This is a genomic window from Mangrovicoccus sp. HB161399, from assembly GCF_013184745.1.
GTDB lineage: Bacteria > Pseudomonadota > Alphaproteobacteria > Rhodobacterales > Rhodobacteraceae > Mangrovicoccus.
On sequence record NZ_JAATVU010000004.1, the window covers coordinates 108,172 to 123,748 of the forward strand.

A 15,577-nucleotide genomic window follows, 5' to 3' on the forward strand; every position below is an offset into this window, starting at 1 on the left:
GTGACGCCCGACTGTCCGAGGCACCCAATAACGCCGAGCAAGCAAGGCACCATGGGGGGCCGCGCACGCTAGGGAGGAGAAACACATGCTGAGGAAAAAGACCAACGGGGTTGCGCGACGCCCCCAGCGGACAAGTATCCTTTCCGAAGCCGCGAATGCTTCGGTCGACCGCCGCGCCTTCCTGCGCGGGTCCGGGCTGGCGATCGGGGGGCTCGCGGCGGTGGCCGCAACGGGCGGCACCGTGACCCGGGCCGATGCCGCGGAGACGGCCACCGGAGACATCAAGGTCGTGAAGTCCGTCTGCACCCATTGCTCGGTCGGCTGCACCGTGATCGCCGAGGTGCAGGGCGGCGTCTGGATCGGGCAGGAGCCCGGCTGGGACAGCCCGTTCAACCTGGGCGCCCATTGCGCCAAGGGCGCGTCGGTGCGCGAGCACGCCCATGGCGAGCGGCGGCTGAAATATCCGATGAAGAAGGTCGGCGGCGAGTGGCAGCGGATCAGCTGGGAGCAGGCGATCGACGAGATCGGCGACCAGATGATGGCGATCCGCGACAGCTCCGGCCCGGACTCGGTCTACTGGCTGGGCTCGGCCAAGCATTCCAACGAGCAGGCCTACCTGTTCCGCAAGTTCGCCGCCTACTGGGGCACCAACAACGTCGACCACCAGGCGCGGATCTGCCATTCGACCACAGTTGCGGGCGTGGCGAACACATGGGGCTACGGCGCCATGACCAATTCCTACAACGACATCCACAAGTCCCGGGCGATCTTCATCATCGGCGGAAACCCGGCCGAGGCGCATCCCGTGTCGCTGCAGCATGTGCTGAAGGCGAAGGAGCAGAACAACGCGCCGCTGATCGTCTGCGACCCGCGCTTCACCCGCACCGCCGCCCATGCCGACGAATTCGTCCGCTTCCGTCCCGGCTCGGACGTCGCGCTGGTCTGGGGCCTTCTGTGGCATATCTTCGAGAACGGCTGGGAGGACAAGGAGTTCATCCGTTCCCGCGTCTGGGGGATGGACGACATCCGGGTCGAGGTCGCGAAATGGACGCCCGACGAGGTCGAGCGCGTCACCGGCGTGCCCGGCAGCCAGCTGGAGCGCGTCGCGCGGACGCTGGCCAACAACCGCCCCGGCACGGTGATCTGGTGCATGGGCGGAACCCAGCACACCAACGGCAACAACAATACCCGGGCCTACTGCATCCTGCAGCTGGCGCTGGGGAACATGGGCATGGCAGGCGGCGGCACCAACATCTTCCGCGGCCATGACAACGTGCAGGGCGCGACCGACCTGGGCGTGCTTGCCGACACGCTGCCCGGCTACTACGGCCTGACCGCGGGCGCCTGGGCGCATTGGGCGCGGGTCTGGGACGAGGATCTGGACTGGCTGAAGGGCCGCTTCGCCACGATGAAGGGCAAGGACGGCAAGGACAAGGAGATGATGGGCCTGACCGGCATCCCGGTCAGCCGCTGGATCGACGGGGTGCTGGAGGCCAAGGAGAACCTGGAGCAGCCCGACAACACCCGCGCGATGGTGTTCTGGGGCCATGCGCCGAATTCGCAGACCCGCCTGCCCGAGATGAAGACGGCGATGGAGAAGCTCGACCTGCTGGTCGTGGTCGATCCCTATCCGACCGTTTCGGCGATCCTGCATGACCGCACCGACAACACCTACCTGCTGCCGGCGTCGACCCAGTTCGAGACCTACGGCTCGGTGACGGCGTCGAACCGCTCGCTCCAGTGGCGCGACAAGGTGGTGGAGCCGCTCTTCGAGTCGCTGCCCGACCACGTGATCATGCACAAGTTCGCGGTGAAGTTCGGCTTCGACGACCGGCTGTTCCGCAACATCGAGGTCAATGGCGAGGAGCCGCTGATCGAGGATCTGACCCGCGAATTCAACCGCGGCATGTGGACCGTCGGCTATACCGGCCAGTCGCCGGAGCGGCTCAAGCTGCACATGGAGAACCAGCACACCTTCGACCGCACCACGCTGCGCGCCGTCGGCGGCCCGGCGGACGGCGATTTCTACGGCATGCCATGGCCCTGCTGGGGAACGCCGGAAATGAAGCATCCGGGATCGGCCAACCTCTACGACACGTCGCTGCCGGTGAAGGATGGCGGCCTGCCCTTCCGCGCCCGCTACGGCGTGGAGAGGAACGGCGAGAACCTTCTGGCCGAAGGCTCCTGGACGGCCGGGTCCGAGATCGAGGACGGCTATCCCGAATTCACCATGCAGATGCTGATCGACATGGGCTGGGACGGCGACCTGACGCCCTATGAACGGCGGATGATCGAATGGGTGGCGGGCTATGCCGATGCGCGGCCCGAAACCGATACCGACCTGGGCGAACAGTCCCATACCGGGCCCTACCCGTCGGACTCAGCCGAGAAGGTCGGCGCGGTGAACTGGAAGACCGACCTCTCTGGCGGCATCCAGCGCGTCGCGATCGAGCACGGCTGCGCGCCCTACGGCAATGCCAAGGCGCGCTGCGTGGTCTGGACCTTCCCCGACCCGGTGCCGATCCACCGCGAGCCGCTCTATACCAGCCGCCGCGACCTGGTGGCCGACTACCCGACCTACGAGGACAAGACCTTCTGGCGGGTGCCGACCATGTATGCCTCGATCCAGAAGAACGACTTCTCGAAGGACTATCCGATCATCCTCACCTCCGGCCGCCTGGTCGAATACGAGGGCGGCGGCGACGAGACCCGGTCGAACCCCTGGCTCGCGGAGCTGCAGCAGACCATGTTCATCGAGATCAACCCGCGCGATGCCAACAACCTGGGCGTCCGCGACGGCGCGGATGTCTGGGTGGAGGGTCCCGAAGGCGGCAAGGTCAAGGTGATGGCCATGGTCACGCCGCGGGTGGGCGAGGGCGTGGCCTTCATGCCCTTCCATTTCGGCGGCTATTACGAGGGGCAGGACCTGCGCTCGAAATACCCCGACGGGGCCGATCCGATCGTGCTGGGCGAGTCCACCAACACCGCGCAGACCTATGGCTACGACTCCGTCACCCAGATGCAGGAGACCAAGGCCACCCTCTGCAAGATCATGCCGGCGTAAGGAGCGAAACCCATGGGAAGAGCCAAATTCCTCTGCGATGCCGAACGCTGCATCGAATGCAATGCCTGCGTCACCGCCTGCAAGAACGAGAACGAGGTGCCCTGGGGCATCAACCGGCGGCGCGTGGTGACGATCCAGGACGGCCAGCCGGGCGAGCGGTCGATCTCGGTCGCCTGCATGCACTGTTCCGACGCGCCCTGCATGGCCGTCTGTCCGGTGGACTGCTTCTACCAGACCGAGGAAGGCGTTGTGCTGCACTCCAAGGACCTGTGCATCGGCTGCGGCTACTGCTTCTACGCCTGCCCCTTCGGCGCGCCGCAGTATCCGCAGGCGGGCAATTTCGGGTCGCGCGGCAAGATGGACAAGTGCACCTTCTGCAACGGCGGCCCGGAGCCGAACGGCTCTGCCGCAGAGTTCCAGAAATACGGCCGCAACCGGATCGCGGAAGGCAAGCTGCCGATCTGCGCCGAGATGTGTTCCACAAAGGCGCTGCTGGCGGGAGACGGGGACAAGGTGTCCGAGATCTACCGCGAGCGCGTGGTGGCGCGCGGCTTCGGCTCGGGCGCCTGGGGCTGGGGCACGGCCTATGACGAGAAGGCGAACTGACGCCTTTCAGGCGGGCCTGCTGGCCTGCCGCTGACGGAACACCCCGCGCGGGGCGGCGCAGCCGCCGGTCCGCGCGGGCATCCCGTAACGTCCCAACCGGGAGATGACCCATGCTGCGCCACCTGCTGGCCGTTTTCGCGCTGGTCCTCATGGCCGCCGCGCCCCTGGGCGCCGTGGCGCAGGAGACCGGCGACGCCGTCCGCCTCGACAGCACAGGAGGCTCCGCCACCGGCGGCGCCCAGACGCTGGACGACATCCTGCGCCGCCAGGAGGGGCTGAAGGTCGACGACACGCTGCGCCGCGAGGAGATCGGCGGCCCGCCCCCCGAAGTCCCGCAGCTCGGCACGCTCGGCGGCGCCTCCGATCCCGACCTGTGGCGCGCGCTGCGCTATGACGAGGCCGACGTCCACGCAACGACCCTCAATCCCAACGGCAAGGTGCTGATCCAGGACGGCGGCATGTGGTGGCTGGAATTCCGCCAGGGGCCGCTGGCCACCTATGGCGGCTGGCTGCTGATCGGCACGATCGGCCTGCTGGCGGTATTCTTCCTGCTGCGCGGCCGGGTGCGGATCGAGGGCGGGCGCAGCGGCTATACCGTGCTGCGCTTCCAGTGGATCGAGCGCTTCGCCCACTGGATGCTGGCCGGGTCCTTCCTGCTCCTGGCCTTCACCGGGCTGTTCACGCTCTTCGGGCGGAAATACCTGATCCCGCTGCTCGGCCACGATTTCAACTCCGCTCTGCTGACCGGATCGAAATTCATCCACAACAACGTGTCCTGGGCGTTCATGGCAGGGCTGGCGATGGTCTTCGTCATGTGGGTCTGGCACAACCTGCCCGACCGCACCGACCTGACCTGGTTCGCCCAGGCGGGCGGCATCATCGGCAGCAAGCACCCGCCGGCTAAGAAGTTCAACGCGGGGCAGAAGATCATCTTCTGGTCGGTCATCGTGCTCGGCGCGTCGATCTCGGTCTCCGGCCTGTCGCTGCTCTTCCCCTTCGACATGCCGCTCTTCGCCCATACCTTCGAGGTGCTCAACGGCTGGGGCGTGCCGGGATGGTTCGGGATGGATCCCTTCCCCGTCCAGCTCGCCCCCCAAGAGGAGATGCAGTTCGCCCAGCTATGGCACGCGATCGTCGCCTTCCTGCTGATGGCGGTGATCATCGGCCACATCTACATCGGCACGCTCGGCATGGAGGGCGCCTATGACGCGATGGGCTCCGGAGAGGTGGACGAGAACTGGGCGGAGCAGCATCACTCGATCTGGTACGGCAAGGTGAAGGAACGCGAAGCCGGGGCGGCCGGGGAATCGGCCAGCCCGGCCGAGTGACCGCCATGGGCCGCCGGGCCCTGCTCTGCGCGCTGGCCCTCTGCGCCGCCCCCGCGGCGGCGCAGGACTTCGCGACGCTTAAGGGGCATGGCGGGCCGGTGATGGCCATCGCGGTCTCGCCCGCGGGCCAGGTCGCCACGGGGAGCTTCGACAATTCGGTGGGACTCTGGTCCGGCGGCGCACCGCGATGGCTGGACGGGCACGAGGCCGCGGTGACGGCGCTTGCCTTCGGCCCGGACGGCGCGCTGGTCTCGGGCGGCGACGATTTCGCGGTGCGGCTCTGGGCAGAGGCACCGCGGCTGCTCGGCCGCCACCGCGGCAAGGTCGCCGCGCTGGCCGTGTCGCCGGATGGCGGCACCGTGGCCAGCGGCAGCTGGGACGGTTCCATCCGGCTCTGGCCGCTCGACGGCAGCGGCAGCCGCGCCCTGCCGGCGCCGGGGTCCGGCGTCAACGCGCTGGCCTATGAACGGGATGGCAGCCTCCTTGCCGGGACAATGAAGGGCGCGCTGCTGCGCTATCCGCCCGACGGCGGCGCGCCGGTTCCGCTGGCGCAGCACGGCTTCGGGATCAACCGGATCGTGCGCGGCGGCGGCTGGATCGCCTATGGCGCGGTCGATGGCGGCACCCGCGTGCTCGATCCGGCCAGCGGCGCGCAGATTGCCGACCTGACGCTGGAGCGCCGTCCGATCCTGGCCATGGCGCATCACCCGGCAACGCACCAGCTGGCGGTGGGCGACGGCGAAGGCTTCATCATGATCGTCGACACGCGGAGCTGGCGGATCACCCGCGACTTCCGCGCCACGCGGCAGGGCCCGGTCTGGGCGCTGGCCTTCTCGGCCGACGGACGCGTAATCCATGCCGGCGGGCTGGACGACATCGCCTATTCCTGGCCCGTCGACATGCTCGACGCGTTCCAGCCGGGCATCTCCGGCGCGCGCAGCTTCCTGCGCGAAGCCGGCACCATGCCGAACGGCGAGCGGCAGTTCATGCGCAAATGCTCCATCTGCCATGCGCTCGGTCCCGGCCCCTCGCGCAAGGCGGGGCCGACGCTGCACGGGCTGTTCGGACGCCCGGCCGGGACGGTGCCGGGCTACGGCTATTCCGCGACATTGGACGGGTCGGGGATCATCTGGACCGAAGAGACGATAGACGCGCTTTTCGATCAGGGTCCGGACCATTACATTCCGGGATCTAAGATGCCCATGCAGGTGATCGCCGGGGCGGATGACCGCGCCGACCTGATCGCCTATCTCAGAGAGGCCACCAAGGGAGAGGGACCGCCATGAAAGCCATGCTCACGGGCTTTGCCGCCATCGCCGCGATCGGCATTGCCGCATATTTCGGCCTGCATGAAATCGGCCTGAGCTCGGCCGAGGTCTATTCCACGCAGAATGTCCGCCTCGACTGAGGCGCGGCGCGTGGCGGATGCCGCCGGAGCGCGGGACGATTACGGGCCGATGCTGGCCGGCGCCTCGATCCTGGTGGTCGATGACGAACCCGGCATGCGCAATTTCCTCGTCAAGATCCTGGCGCCGCGGGTGCAGCGGATCGAGGCGGCGGCCTCGGCGGCCGACGCCACGAAGAAGCTCGACGCGGCGCATTTCGACCTGGTGATCCTCGACAACCTGCTGCCGAAGACCACGGGACTCGACTGGCTGGCGGAACAGGCGCGGCGCGGCTTCTTCGGCGACACGATCCTGATCACCGCCTATGCCGACCTGGAGACCGCCATCGCCGCGCTGCGCGCCGGGGTCGCGGATTTCGTGCTGAAGCCGTTCCGCGCCAACCAGATCCTCGGGGCGGTGGCGCGCACGCTCGACCGCAAGCACCTGCGCCGGGAAAACGCGCTGCTGCGGCGGGAGCTGCGCAGCGGCCAGCTTCAGGGCAAGCTGCTGGGCAAGTCCGAGGTGATGGTCGCGCTGCGCGCGCTGCTGGCCCGTCTGGCGCCGCTGCCGACGCCGGTGCTGTTCACGGGCGAAAGCGGCACCGGCAAGGAACTGGCGGCGCGGCAGCTGCACGCGCTGTCTGACCGCGCGGAGAAGCCCTTCGTCCCGGTGAACTGCGCGGCCATAGCGCCCGGGCGCATGGTGCAGGAGCTGTTCGGCAGCATCGGCGCCGACGGGCGGCTGAAGCCGGGGCTGCTGCTGCTGGCGGATGGCGGGACGCTGTTTCTCGACGAGGTGGCGCAGATGCCCGAGGCGCTGCAGGCGGCGCTGCTGCGGGTGCTGGAGGACCAGCGCATCCGCCCGGTGGGCGCCGAGCGCGAGCTGCGGCTGAACCTGCGCTTCCTCTTCGCGACCAATGCCGATCTCGGCGCCGCGGTGGCCGAAGGCCGGTTCCGCGCCGACCTGTTCCACCGGATCGACGTTCTGCGGGTCGGGATGCCGCCGCTCAGCGAGCGGTCCGACGACATCCTGGATCTGGCCGCGCTCTTCATGGCGCAGTTCTCCAAGGCGCTCGGCATGCCGGAGCTGGAGCTCGACGAGGAGACCCTGCTGAAGCTGCGCCGCTACGCCTGGCCCGGCAATGTCCGCGAGCTGCGCAACCTGGTGGAGCGCTCGGTGATCCTCGGCGCCTTCCCCGAGGAATTCGCCGGTGGCGGCAAGGTCACCGGCGCGCAGGCGATCGAGGATCTCGATCTGGTGGTGCAACGCCACATCCTGCACATGCTGGACCTCTGCGGCGGCAACCGCGCCGAGGCCGCGCGGCGGCTGGGCGTGTCGCGCAAGACCATCGACCGCAAGATGGCGCTTTGGGAGGAGCCCGGCGTTCCGCCCTGAGCCATCCTGCGCTACACTGGGGCAAAACTTGGGGGCGGAGCAGGACATGACCGGAATATCCGACGGCCGGACAGGCATCCGGAAGCTGCGGCACAGGGCGCTGGCCGCACTGGCTGCGCTCTGTCTCGCGCTGCCCGCCGCCGCAGTCGACCGTGCGGCCGCCGAACGGCAGTTCCGCGGCTGGCTGGAACAGACCGTCTGGCCGCAGGCCGCGCGCAAGGGCGTGTCGCGCGCCACTTTCGAGCAGGCCTTCGCCGGGGTGCGGCTGAACTGGGACCTGCCCGATCTCGTGCCGCCGGGCACCAAGCCTGCGACGCCGAGGCAGCAGCGCCAGGCCGAATTCGGCCAGCCCGCCAAGTATTTCAGCCGCGGCTCTCTCGAGGGGGCGACCAGCGTCGGGCGGCAGATGGCCGGCCGCCACGCCAGGGCGCTGGCCGCCACCGAGCGCGCCACCGGCGTGCCGGGGCGGATCGTGCTGGGCATCTGGGGCCGCGAAAGCGGCTATGGCCGCGCCTCCATCCCCTACAACGCCTTCGAGGTGCTGGGCACCAAGGGCTTCATGTCGACCCGGCCGGACTATTTCACGGCCGAGCTGGTCGCGCTGCTGCAGATCGCCGAAGGAGGGCACGCGCCGGAAAGCGCGATGAAAAGCTCCTGGGCCGGGGCGCTGGGACAGCCCCAATTCATGCCCACGAGCTTCCTGCAATACGCCGCCGACGGCACCGGCGACGGCCATGCCGACATCTGGCGGTCCGAGACCGACACGATTGCCTCGATCGGCGTCTACCTGGCGAAGCATGGCTGGCAGAAGGGCCGGGACTGGGGCTTCGAGGTACGCGTGCCCGCCTCGGTTTCCTGCACTCTGGAAGGACCCGACCAGGGGCGGCGGATCTCGAACTGGGAAAAGATGGGCATCACCCGCGTCTCGGGCCGCCCCTTCCCGCAGAACGAGCGGCGCGGCCAGGGATTCCTGCTGATGCCCGCCGGGCGGCATGGACCGGCCTTCATCGTCACGCCGAATTTCTACGTGCTGAAGGACTACAACATGAGCGATCTCTACGCGCTCTATGTCGGCCATGTCGGCGACCGCATCCAGTACGGGGCTGGGGATTTCAGCGCGCCCTGGGGCAATGTCGGCGGTCTCTACCGGTCGGACGTGGCCCAGATGCAGCGCGCGCTGGAACGGATGGGCCATGATGTCGGCGGCGCGGACGGGCTGCCTGGGTACAAGACCCGCCGCTCGATCGGGCGCTGGCAGGAATCGCGCGGCATGGCGGCAACCTGCTTCCCCGAGGCCCCGATGAAGGCAAGCCTGCGCTAGGGTCAGGATGCCTTGGTTTGTGCTGTTCCGCATGCTTCGCGGCTGCAACGACACAGCAGTGACATGAGCGGTGTCTTCCGGCTGCCGGACGCGCACATGGCGCGTCTGGCCCGCTTCTTTCCGAAGCCGCACGGAAAGCTCGAAAAACGCCCGGCAGTCTCTGGAAGCACTGGAGCGGGAAGGGCATCTTCGCGCAGATCACGGCGGGCGCGGCCGCCTCACCGGCCGAACCGGAAGCGGCATGGACATCAAGCCCCGCGCCATCTGTGGCCGCCCGGTGCGACCGGTTGAGCTGTTCGTCACCGCCGGACAGGCGAGCAATCATGCCGGCGCAAGAGCGCTGATCGGCAGCCTGCCCAGCGTCAAATGGCGGCCCGGGAGTTGCGGCCATGATGCTGGCCGGCTCCGGGAAGCGTTGCAGGACAAGGGCATGCGCGCGTGCATTCCGGGCCGAAAGCAACGCAAGATCCCTTTCAACCACGGCAAGCGGCGCGACCGCATCGAGATCATGTCCGGCAGGCTCAGGGACCGGAGGCGTGCTGCAACCCGCTGCGGCAGCTGTCCCAGGGTCTTCCTCCAGGCCATCGCTCTCGCGGCAACCGTCACCTTCTGGGCATGAACCCCGGCCCTAGGCGTTCCAGACCACCTGGCCAAGCCGCGACAGGCCGTAGCCGCCCAGGTTTTCGGCGCGCTTGCGGAAGGGCTCCGAGCGGCAGAAGGCCATCAGCTCCTGCAGCGGCGGCTCGAACCAGGCGCGGCGGCAGGCCAGAAGGTCGAAGCGCTCCTCGATCACCGGCACGAAGCGCAGCCCGTAGGTGCGGGCCAGCGTTTCCAGCCCGAAGGTGACGTCCGCCTCGCCGCGGCGCACGGCCTGCACCGCCTCGTCCTCGGTGCGCTCCAGCCCGGCCAGCCGGACCTTGCCGAGATCGAGACCCGCCTCCGACGCAAGGTCGGACAGCAGCCCGGCGGTGCCGGAGGCGTCCTGCCGCGGCGCGAGCCGCAGCCCGGCCAGCCCGGCCAGGCCGGCGGGCGCCGCGACCCCCTCGCGCAGAACCAGCCCGCGGCGGCGCGTGGCGAAGCCGACCAGCACCGCGTCGAGACCGCCCGCCGCCTCGCGCGCGGCGGCGATGTTCCAGCTGCCGCCGGTGTCGCGCAGGTGCATCCCGGCCGCCACGCCCTCGCCGGCGGCGAAGCGGGCCAGCCCGTCGAGCGAGCCGTCGAAATAGGTCGCAAGCCCGCAGCGCGACTGGCGGATCGCCCAGTCGAGCAGCGGATCGTGGCTGCCCAGGAACACGCCCGGACGCGGCGCGGCAGGCGCGCTGCGCCCGCCCCGCGCGCCCTCGATCCAGGCGCGGATCTCGGCGGCCGGAAACAGCAGCTTGCCGGTGGCGCGCGAACAGGGCAGCTCGCCCGAGGCGGCCAGATCGTAGATCTTGCGCTCCTTCAGGCGAAGCAGCTCCGCCAGCTCGCGCACGGTCAGGTATTCATGGGTCGGGCTCTGCAGGTCGGTCATCGGCTCGGACTTGGGGGAACGGCGGCGCGCCGTCCCCGCGATGCTATCAGTTTCCGGGCGCATTCGGGAAAAAGAGCTGCTGGCCGTCCACCTGGTAGGCCGCAATGGTCCGCTGGCCCTCCGGCGACAGCAGCCAGCCGGCGAAATCCTGTGCCGCCGCGATATTGGCCGAGGGGCATTTTTCCGGGTTCACCGGGATCACGCCGTACTGGTTGAACAGATCGGCATCGCCCTGCACCTCGACCGCGTAATCCTGCTTGTTGCCGAAGCTGATCCAGGTGGCGCGGTCGGTCAGCACATAGGCGCCCATGCCGATCCCCGCATTCAGCGTCGCGCCCATGCCAGAGCCGGTCTCGCGGTACCAGTCGCCCGAGGCGGCCGTGGGGTCGATCCCGGCGGCCTTCCACAGCGCGACCTCCTTCTTGTGGGTGCCCGAGTCGTCTCCGCGCGAGGCGAAGAGCGCGCCGGAGGCGGCGATCTTCTCCAGCGCGGCCTCCGCATCGGTCATGCCCGCCACGCCTGCCGGGTCGCCTTCCGGCCCGACGATGACGAAGTCGTTGTACATCAGGTCGGTGCGCTTGGTGCCATAGCCCGCGGCGACGAATTTCTCCTCGGCCGGCTTGGCATGGACCAGCAGCAGGTCGCCGTCGCAGTTCTCCGCGTTGCGGATCGCCTGGCCGGTGCCGACGGCAACGACATGGACCTCGATGCCGCTCTCGCCGGAATAGATCGGCAGCAGGTAGTCGTAGAGCCCCGAATTCGCCGTCGAGGTGGTGGATTGCACGATGATCGACACGTCGTCGGCCTGTGCCGCTGCGGCGAGGCCCAGCGACAGCGCGGCGGCAGCGGTGATCCTGAAGATGGCCATGATGGGAAGCTCCTCTCTGCCCGTTTGTCCGGAAGGTCCTGCCGGCGGGATCACAGGATGATCCTGCCCGCCAGGTAGTCCCGCGCCGCCTGCGACCGCGGCTCGGGGAAGAAATCGGCGGCGGCGGCGTGCTCGGCGACCCTGCCGCGATGCAGGAAGACCACCTCGTCGGCGATCCGCCGCGCCTGGCCGATGTCATGGGTGACGAAGATGATGCGGGTGCCGCGGGCGCGCGCCTCGCCGACGATCCGCTCGATCACCAGCACCGAGGCCGGATCGAGGCTGGCGGTCGGCTCGTCGAGAAACAGCACTTCCGGCCCGGTGGCCAGCGCCCGGGCCAGGGCCAGCCGCTGCGCCTCGCCGCCCGACAGCAGGCGGGCGGGCTGGCGCGCCTTGGCCAGCAGACCGACATCGGCCAGCAGTTCATCGCGGCGGCTGCGGTCGCGGCCGCGTGCCTTCAGCACGAAATCCAGGTTCGCGGCGACCGAGCGGCGCAGCAGCACCGGCTTCTGGAAGACCAGCGCCTGCCGCGCGGTGGCCCGGGCCGCGTCGAGGCCGTTCCAGCTGACCCGGCCCGCGCTCGGCGCGATCAGCCCGTGCAGCAGCTTCAGCAGGATGCTCTTGCCCGCGCCGTTGGGCCCCATGATGACCGTGCAGCCCGCGGGCGCCAGCGCCAGATCCACTCCGTCGAGCAGCACTGCGCCCCCGGCCTCCAGCCGCAGCCCGGACACCTGCAACGGCAGGAGCGACGCGGGCCGGGCGGCAGCGGCATGGGCGGGCGGCAGGGCCAGGGCATCTGACATGCCGAGGCCGGTGACGGAGACGTCCTCAGGCATGGGCCTGCCTCGCGGCGGTCAGGCGCAGCGCCTGCACCGCGGCATTCACCCCCAGCGCCAGCACCAGCAGCACGATCCCCAGCGCCAGCGCCAGCGCCAGGTCGCCCTTCGAGGTCTCCAGCGCGATGGCGGTGGTCATGACCCGGGTCAGGTGGTCGATATTGCCGCCGACGATGATCACCGCGCCGACCTCGGCGATGGCGCGGCCGAACCCGGCCAGCCAGACCGTCAGCAGCGCGTAGCGCCCGTCCCAGAGCAGCGTGGCGATGCTCTGGCGCGGGCTGAGGCAGAGCGAGCGGAACTGGTCGGCATATTCGGCATGCAGATCCTCCAGCACCTGCCGCGACAGGGCGGCGACGATGGGCACGATCAGGATGGTCTGCGCCAGGATCATCGCGCCCGGCGTGTAGAGCAGGCCGAGAAAGCCCAGCGGACCCGAGCGCGACAGGCTGAGATAGACCAGAAGCCCCACCACCACCGGCGGCAGCCCCATCAGCGCGTTCATGACCACGAGGACCAGGCCCCTGCCCCGGAACCGGCTGACCGCGACCAGCGCGCCCACCGGCAGGCCGATGGCGCTGGCCAGGAGCGTGGCGCTCAGGCTGACCCTCAGCGACAGCCCGACGATTTCGTAGAGATCCGCCTCCCCGGACAGGACCAGCGACAGCGCCAGCCCGAAAGCCTCTGCGATATTCTGCAAAATTTACCCTCCCCGCGGAAATTTTGCGTCCTCCCGACTATGCAGGACCGCGCGCAGGACGCAAGCGGGGATTGCTCCGGCAGCGGCGGGGGCCGCACGCAACGGCGGGGCGCCAAGGGCCTGCCTGCGTCGCCCCTGGCTCCCCTCGCCGCCGGTGACGGCGGCCCGTCCGCTATTTCCCGGCCTGGGTCCTGTCCTGATCCCGGTCCTGATCCTGGTCCTGATCCGGGACAGTGGCTGCCGGATCGCCGGAGGCGGGCGCGGAAGCGGCCGTCGCCGAGGCCGCAGCCCGTCCGCCGCCGTCATCGCCATCGCCGCCGGCATAGGTGCCGCCCTGGTTGGCGAAGTCGCTGCAGGCTGCCAGAGCGCTTGCCACGACAAGCAGTACGAGCAGTTCTTTCATGATGACCTTCCTCCTTTCCACGTCCCCAGCGTAGGGCGCGAGGCGGAAAACGGCCATGATTTCGGTCAATTGCGCGAAACTTCTCCAGGATCGCGGCCCATCGGCCGGCCGGGGCGCGGCCATGGCGGCGCGGGGTCCGGGCGAATGCCGCGGGCGCGGGGATGGACGGCGCCGCAAATCTGCCTACCTGATGCAAGAAAGCCCCGGATGCCCTCGGCCGCAGATGCCCGGTTGCGCCGGACGCGGCAGATGCGACACTCGGGGAAAGTCATGACTTACGGAAATGGATCCATGCGTTTCAGCTTGCACTCCGCGTTTCTCCTTCCCGCCCTTCTTGCAGGCCTGGCCGGCTGCGATCCCGCCGCGCTGACGGCGCTGAATTCCGCGACGCCCGACCAGGTCCCCGAGGCGGTGCGGGCGGCGGCAGCCCCGGACCAGGACATCGCGACGGCGCGGGTCCTGCCAGAGGACGGCTGCTACTGGTACGAATATTCCGGACCGGTGGAGACCACGCTGCTGCCGCTGCTGACCCCCGGGGGGCGGCCGATCTGCACCCAGGCCGCGGTCGAGGCGAAGGCGGCGGACGCGGGCTGAGCCGCGGCTGCCGGGCCTCCGCCCGCCTTGCGGCGGGGGCTCAGCTCTGGGCGGTCACCGTCCGCTCGGCGGGATGCAGGATGGCGCGGCTGCCGACGGAGACATTGTCGTAGAGGCCGATGATATGCGCCATGACCATCCGGACGCAGCCCGAGCTCGCCCGTCCGCCGATCGAGCGGGGATGCGGCGTGCCGTGGATGCGCAGGTAGGTGTCGCGGTTGCCCTGGTAGAGATAGAGCGCGCGCGATCCCAGCGGGTTGCTGGGCCCGCCCGGCATCCCGTCGGCATGCTGGGCGTAAAGCTGCGGGTCGCGCGCGATCATGTCCGAAGTCGGGGTCCAGCTCGGCCATTTCGCCTTGCGCCGGATCGAATAGGTGCCCGGCTCGTAGAGATGCCCGCGGGCGATGGCCACGCCGTAGCGGTTGGCCGTGCCGCCCGGCTGGATGTGGTAGAGATAGCGCGCCACCGCGTCGACATGGATGTCGCCCGGCGTCAGCCCCGGCTTGGCCTCGACCGTCTGCGGCAGGAAGCGGGGATGGAAGCCCCACGGATTGGACGTTGCGGGGTTGTAGTTCGCGGGCGTGACCTGCGCATCCCAGCGGGCCCAATCGCCGGTTGCGGCAGCGGCGGGAAAGGCGATGGGCGCCGAGAACAGGGCAGCGCTGGTCGTCAGGAAATGGCGTCTCGTCAACATGGGCAAACGGCCCCCGGCTTGAGTGAACGAAAAACTGGCGTGTCGCATGGGATCTAGGATGGATCGCATGATCATCCAGCTCCGTGCTGCACACAAGTCAAATGCTCCCTGCCCTTGCCGGGGCGGGTCGCCGGCGCAACGCCCGGACTGCCGGCGGCCTCAGCCCAGCAGGTGCGGCGGGATCGTGGCGATGAAATCCGACAGGTGGTCGCCGAGCAGCCGCACATGTTCGCTGGCCGCCACCATCGCGCGGTCGCTGTCGCCGGCATCGATCGCATCGATGATCTCGCGGTGCTCGCTCAGCGTGGCGCGCATCTTGCCCGGCTGGTAGGTCACCTGCCGCCGGTAGGGCGAGAGCCGCAGCCGGAGCGCGATGGTCTGTGACGCCAGGAAATGGGTATGCGCGGCGGCATAGAGCAGGTCGTGGAATTCCTCGTTGATCCAGTAGAAGGCCACCGGGTCGCCTTCCTCGAAGGCGGCTTCCAGCCGTTCCTGGATTTCCAGCATCGCCGCCTTCTCCTCGCGCGAGGCGCGCCGTGCCGCCAGCCGCGCGCAGAGCCCTTCAAGCGCGGCCATCAGGTCGAACATCTCGATCAGCATCGGGATCGACAGCTGCGTGACCATCGTGCCCTGCCGCCCGCGGACCTCGACCAGCCCGGTCGCGACCAGTCCCTTGATCGCCTCGCGCACCGGCGTGCGCGACACCGAGAAGCGCGCCGCGATCTCGGTCTCGTCCAGCCGGTCGCCGGGCTTTAGCTCGCCCTCCACGATCAGCCGCTCCAGGTCCTGGCGAAGTTCCTCGGCGCGCGTCAACGGGCGGCGGGCCGGTTTCCCGGGACTGGTCTCGGCGATCTGTGACATGGGCTCTCC

At 69.3% G+C, this 15,577-nt stretch carries 15 protein-coding genes and 1 pseudogene; 9 read left to right on the forward strand and 7 right to left on the reverse strand.

The window, feature by feature from the left end; all coding sequences use genetic code 11:
- The first annotated feature begins 85 nt into the window (after window positions 1-85).
- The 8 genes and pseudogenes from HCC78_RS03605 (at window position 86) to HCC78_RS03635 (ending at window position 9,718) form a co-directional block, all read left to right on the forward strand.
- On the forward strand, window positions 86-3,064 hold the full coding sequence (locus HCC78_RS03605; RefSeq protein WP_172327369.1) for a formate dehydrogenase subunit alpha: 2,979 nt from the start codon (window positions 86-88) through the stop codon (window positions 3,062-3,064).
- Between the two features lie 12 nt (window positions 3,065-3,076).
- Window positions 3,077-3,670, forward strand: coding sequence for a formate dehydrogenase FDH3 subunit beta (fdh3B, locus tag HCC78_RS03610; RefSeq protein ID WP_172327370.1), 594 nt, complete (start codon window positions 3,077-3,079; stop codon window positions 3,668-3,670).
- Window positions 3,671-3,780: 110 nt separating this feature from the next.
- Window positions 3,781-4,998: a formate dehydrogenase subunit gamma gene (locus HCC78_RS03615; protein WP_172327371.1), complete on the forward strand. Its 1,218-nt coding sequence runs from the start codon at window positions 3,781-3,783 to the stop codon at window positions 4,996-4,998.
- Between the two features lie 5 nt (window positions 4,999-5,003).
- On the forward strand, window positions 5,004-6,284 hold the full coding sequence (locus HCC78_RS03620; protein WP_172327372.1) for a c-type cytochrome: 1,281 nt from the start codon (window positions 5,004-5,006) through the stop codon (window positions 6,282-6,284).
- Window positions 6,281-6,406 (forward strand): hypothetical protein, encoded by a 126-nt coding sequence (locus HCC78_RS34430; RefSeq protein WP_256368204.1) that lies wholly within the window; start codon window positions 6,281-6,283, stop codon window positions 6,404-6,406. Before HCC78_RS03620 ends, HCC78_RS34430 begins: the two co-directional genes overlap by 4 nt.
- Entirely contained in the window at window positions 6,390-7,778 is a 1,389-nt protein-coding gene (locus HCC78_RS03625) for a sigma-54 dependent transcriptional regulator (RefSeq protein WP_172327373.1), read from the forward strand. The genes HCC78_RS34430 and HCC78_RS03625 overlap by 17 nt, the downstream gene beginning before the upstream one ends.
- A 46-nt stretch (window positions 7,779-7,824) precedes the next feature.
- Complete coding sequence (locus tag HCC78_RS03630) at window positions 7,825-9,099, forward strand: lytic murein transglycosylase (protein ID WP_172327374.1); 1,275 nt, start codon at window positions 7,825-7,827, stop codon at window positions 9,097-9,099.
- 63 nt (window positions 9,100-9,162) lie between these two features.
- Window positions 9,163-9,718: pseudogene (locus HCC78_RS03635) on the forward strand (IS5/IS1182 family transposase).
- A gap of 9 nt (window positions 9,719-9,727) precedes the next feature.
- Here HCC78_RS03635 and HCC78_RS03640 read toward each other — a convergent pair.
- From HCC78_RS03640 to HCC78_RS03660, 5 genes are all read right to left on the reverse strand, one after another.
- A complete protein-coding gene (locus HCC78_RS03640) occupies window positions 9,728-10,612 on the reverse strand; it encodes a helix-turn-helix transcriptional regulator (RefSeq protein ID WP_172327375.1) in 885 nt (294 codons plus the stop codon).
- 46 nt (window positions 10,613-10,658) lie between these two features.
- Window positions 10,659-11,480, reverse strand: a complete 822-nt coding sequence (locus HCC78_RS03645; protein ID WP_172327376.1) for a substrate-binding domain-containing protein — start codon at window positions 11,478-11,480, stop codon at window positions 10,659-10,661.
- 50 nt (window positions 11,481-11,530) lie between these two features.
- Complete coding sequence (locus tag HCC78_RS03650) at window positions 11,531-12,283, reverse strand: ATP-binding cassette domain-containing protein (protein WP_172327431.1); 753 nt, start codon at window positions 12,281-12,283, stop codon at window positions 11,531-11,533.
- 25 nt (window positions 12,284-12,308) lie between these two features.
- Complete coding sequence (locus HCC78_RS03655; RefSeq protein ID WP_172327377.1) at window positions 12,309-13,016, reverse strand: ABC transporter permease; 708 nt, start codon at window positions 13,014-13,016, stop codon at window positions 12,309-12,311.
- A 172-nt stretch (window positions 13,017-13,188) separates the two neighbouring features.
- Window positions 13,189-13,488: a hypothetical protein gene (locus HCC78_RS03660; protein ID WP_172327378.1), complete on the reverse strand. Its 300-nt coding sequence runs from the start codon at window positions 13,486-13,488 to the stop codon at window positions 13,189-13,191.
- 222 nt (window positions 13,489-13,710) lie between these two features.
- On the opposite strand from HCC78_RS03660, the gene HCC78_RS03665 reads away from it, so the two are divergent.
- The gene (locus HCC78_RS03665; RefSeq protein ID WP_172327379.1) at window positions 13,711-14,013 is read left to right on the forward strand and encodes a hypothetical protein; all 303 of its coding nucleotides are present in this window, start codon (window positions 13,711-13,713) and stop codon (window positions 14,011-14,013) included.
- A 40-nt stretch (window positions 14,014-14,053) separates the two neighbouring features.
- On the opposite strand, the gene HCC78_RS03670 is transcribed toward HCC78_RS03665, so the two are convergent.
- Both HCC78_RS03670 and HCC78_RS03675 read right to left on the reverse strand, forming a co-directional pair.
- On the reverse strand, window positions 14,054-14,707 hold the full coding sequence (locus HCC78_RS03670; RefSeq protein WP_172327380.1) for a L,D-transpeptidase: 654 nt from the start codon (window positions 14,705-14,707) through the stop codon (window positions 14,054-14,056).
- Window positions 14,708-14,866: 159 nt separating this feature from the next.
- Window positions 14,867-15,568 (reverse strand): GntR family transcriptional regulator, encoded by a 702-nt coding sequence (locus tag HCC78_RS03675; RefSeq protein ID WP_172327381.1) that lies wholly within the window; start codon window positions 15,566-15,568, stop codon window positions 14,867-14,869.
- Window positions 15,569-15,577: the final 9 nt, after the last annotated feature.

Excerpts from the sequence above, each read along its gene's own strand:
- HCC78_RS03605 (WP_172327369.1), top strand. The coding sequence starts at position 86 with ATGCTGAGGAAAAAGACCAACGGGGTTGCGCGACGCCCCCAGCGGACA.
- fdh3B (WP_172327370.1), top strand. The coding sequence starts at position 3,077 with ATGGGAAGAGCCAAATTCCTCTGCGATGCCGAACGCTGCATCGAATGC.
- HCC78_RS03615 (WP_172327371.1), top strand. The coding sequence starts at position 3,781 with ATGCTGCGCCACCTGCTGGCCGTTTTCGCGCTGGTCCTCATGGCCGCC.
- HCC78_RS03620 (WP_172327372.1), top strand. The coding sequence starts at position 5,004 with ATGGGCCGCCGGGCCCTGCTCTGCGCGCTGGCCCTCTGCGCCGCCCCC.
- HCC78_RS34430 (WP_256368204.1), top strand. The coding sequence starts at position 6,281 with ATGAAAGCCATGCTCACGGGCTTTGCCGCCATCGCCGCGATCGGCATT.
- HCC78_RS03625 (WP_172327373.1), top strand. The coding sequence starts at position 6,390 with ATGTCCGCCTCGACTGAGGCGCGGCGCGTGGCGGATGCCGCCGGAGCG.
- HCC78_RS03630 (WP_172327374.1), top strand. The coding sequence starts at position 7,825 with ATGACCGGAATATCCGACGGCCGGACAGGCATCCGGAAGCTGCGGCAC.
- HCC78_RS03640 (WP_172327375.1), bottom strand. The coding sequence starts at position 10,612 with ATGACCGACCTGCAGAGCCCGACCCATGAATACCTGACCGTGCGCGAG.
- HCC78_RS03645 (WP_172327376.1), bottom strand. The coding sequence starts at position 11,480 with ATGGCCATCTTCAGGATCACCGCTGCCGCCGCGCTGTCGCTGGGCCTC.
- HCC78_RS03650 (WP_172327431.1), bottom strand. The coding sequence starts at position 12,283 with ATGTCAGATGCCCTGGCCCTGCCGCCCGCCCATGCCGCTGCCGCCCGG.
- HCC78_RS03665 (WP_172327379.1), top strand. The coding sequence starts at position 13,711 with ATGCGTTTCAGCTTGCACTCCGCGTTTCTCCTTCCCGCCCTTCTTGCA.
- HCC78_RS03670 (WP_172327380.1), bottom strand. The coding sequence starts at position 14,707 with ATGTTGACGAGACGCCATTTCCTGACGACCAGCGCTGCCCTGTTCTCG.
- HCC78_RS03675 (WP_172327381.1), bottom strand. The coding sequence starts at position 15,568 with ATGTCACAGATCGCCGAGACCAGTCCCGGGAAACCGGCCCGCCGCCCG.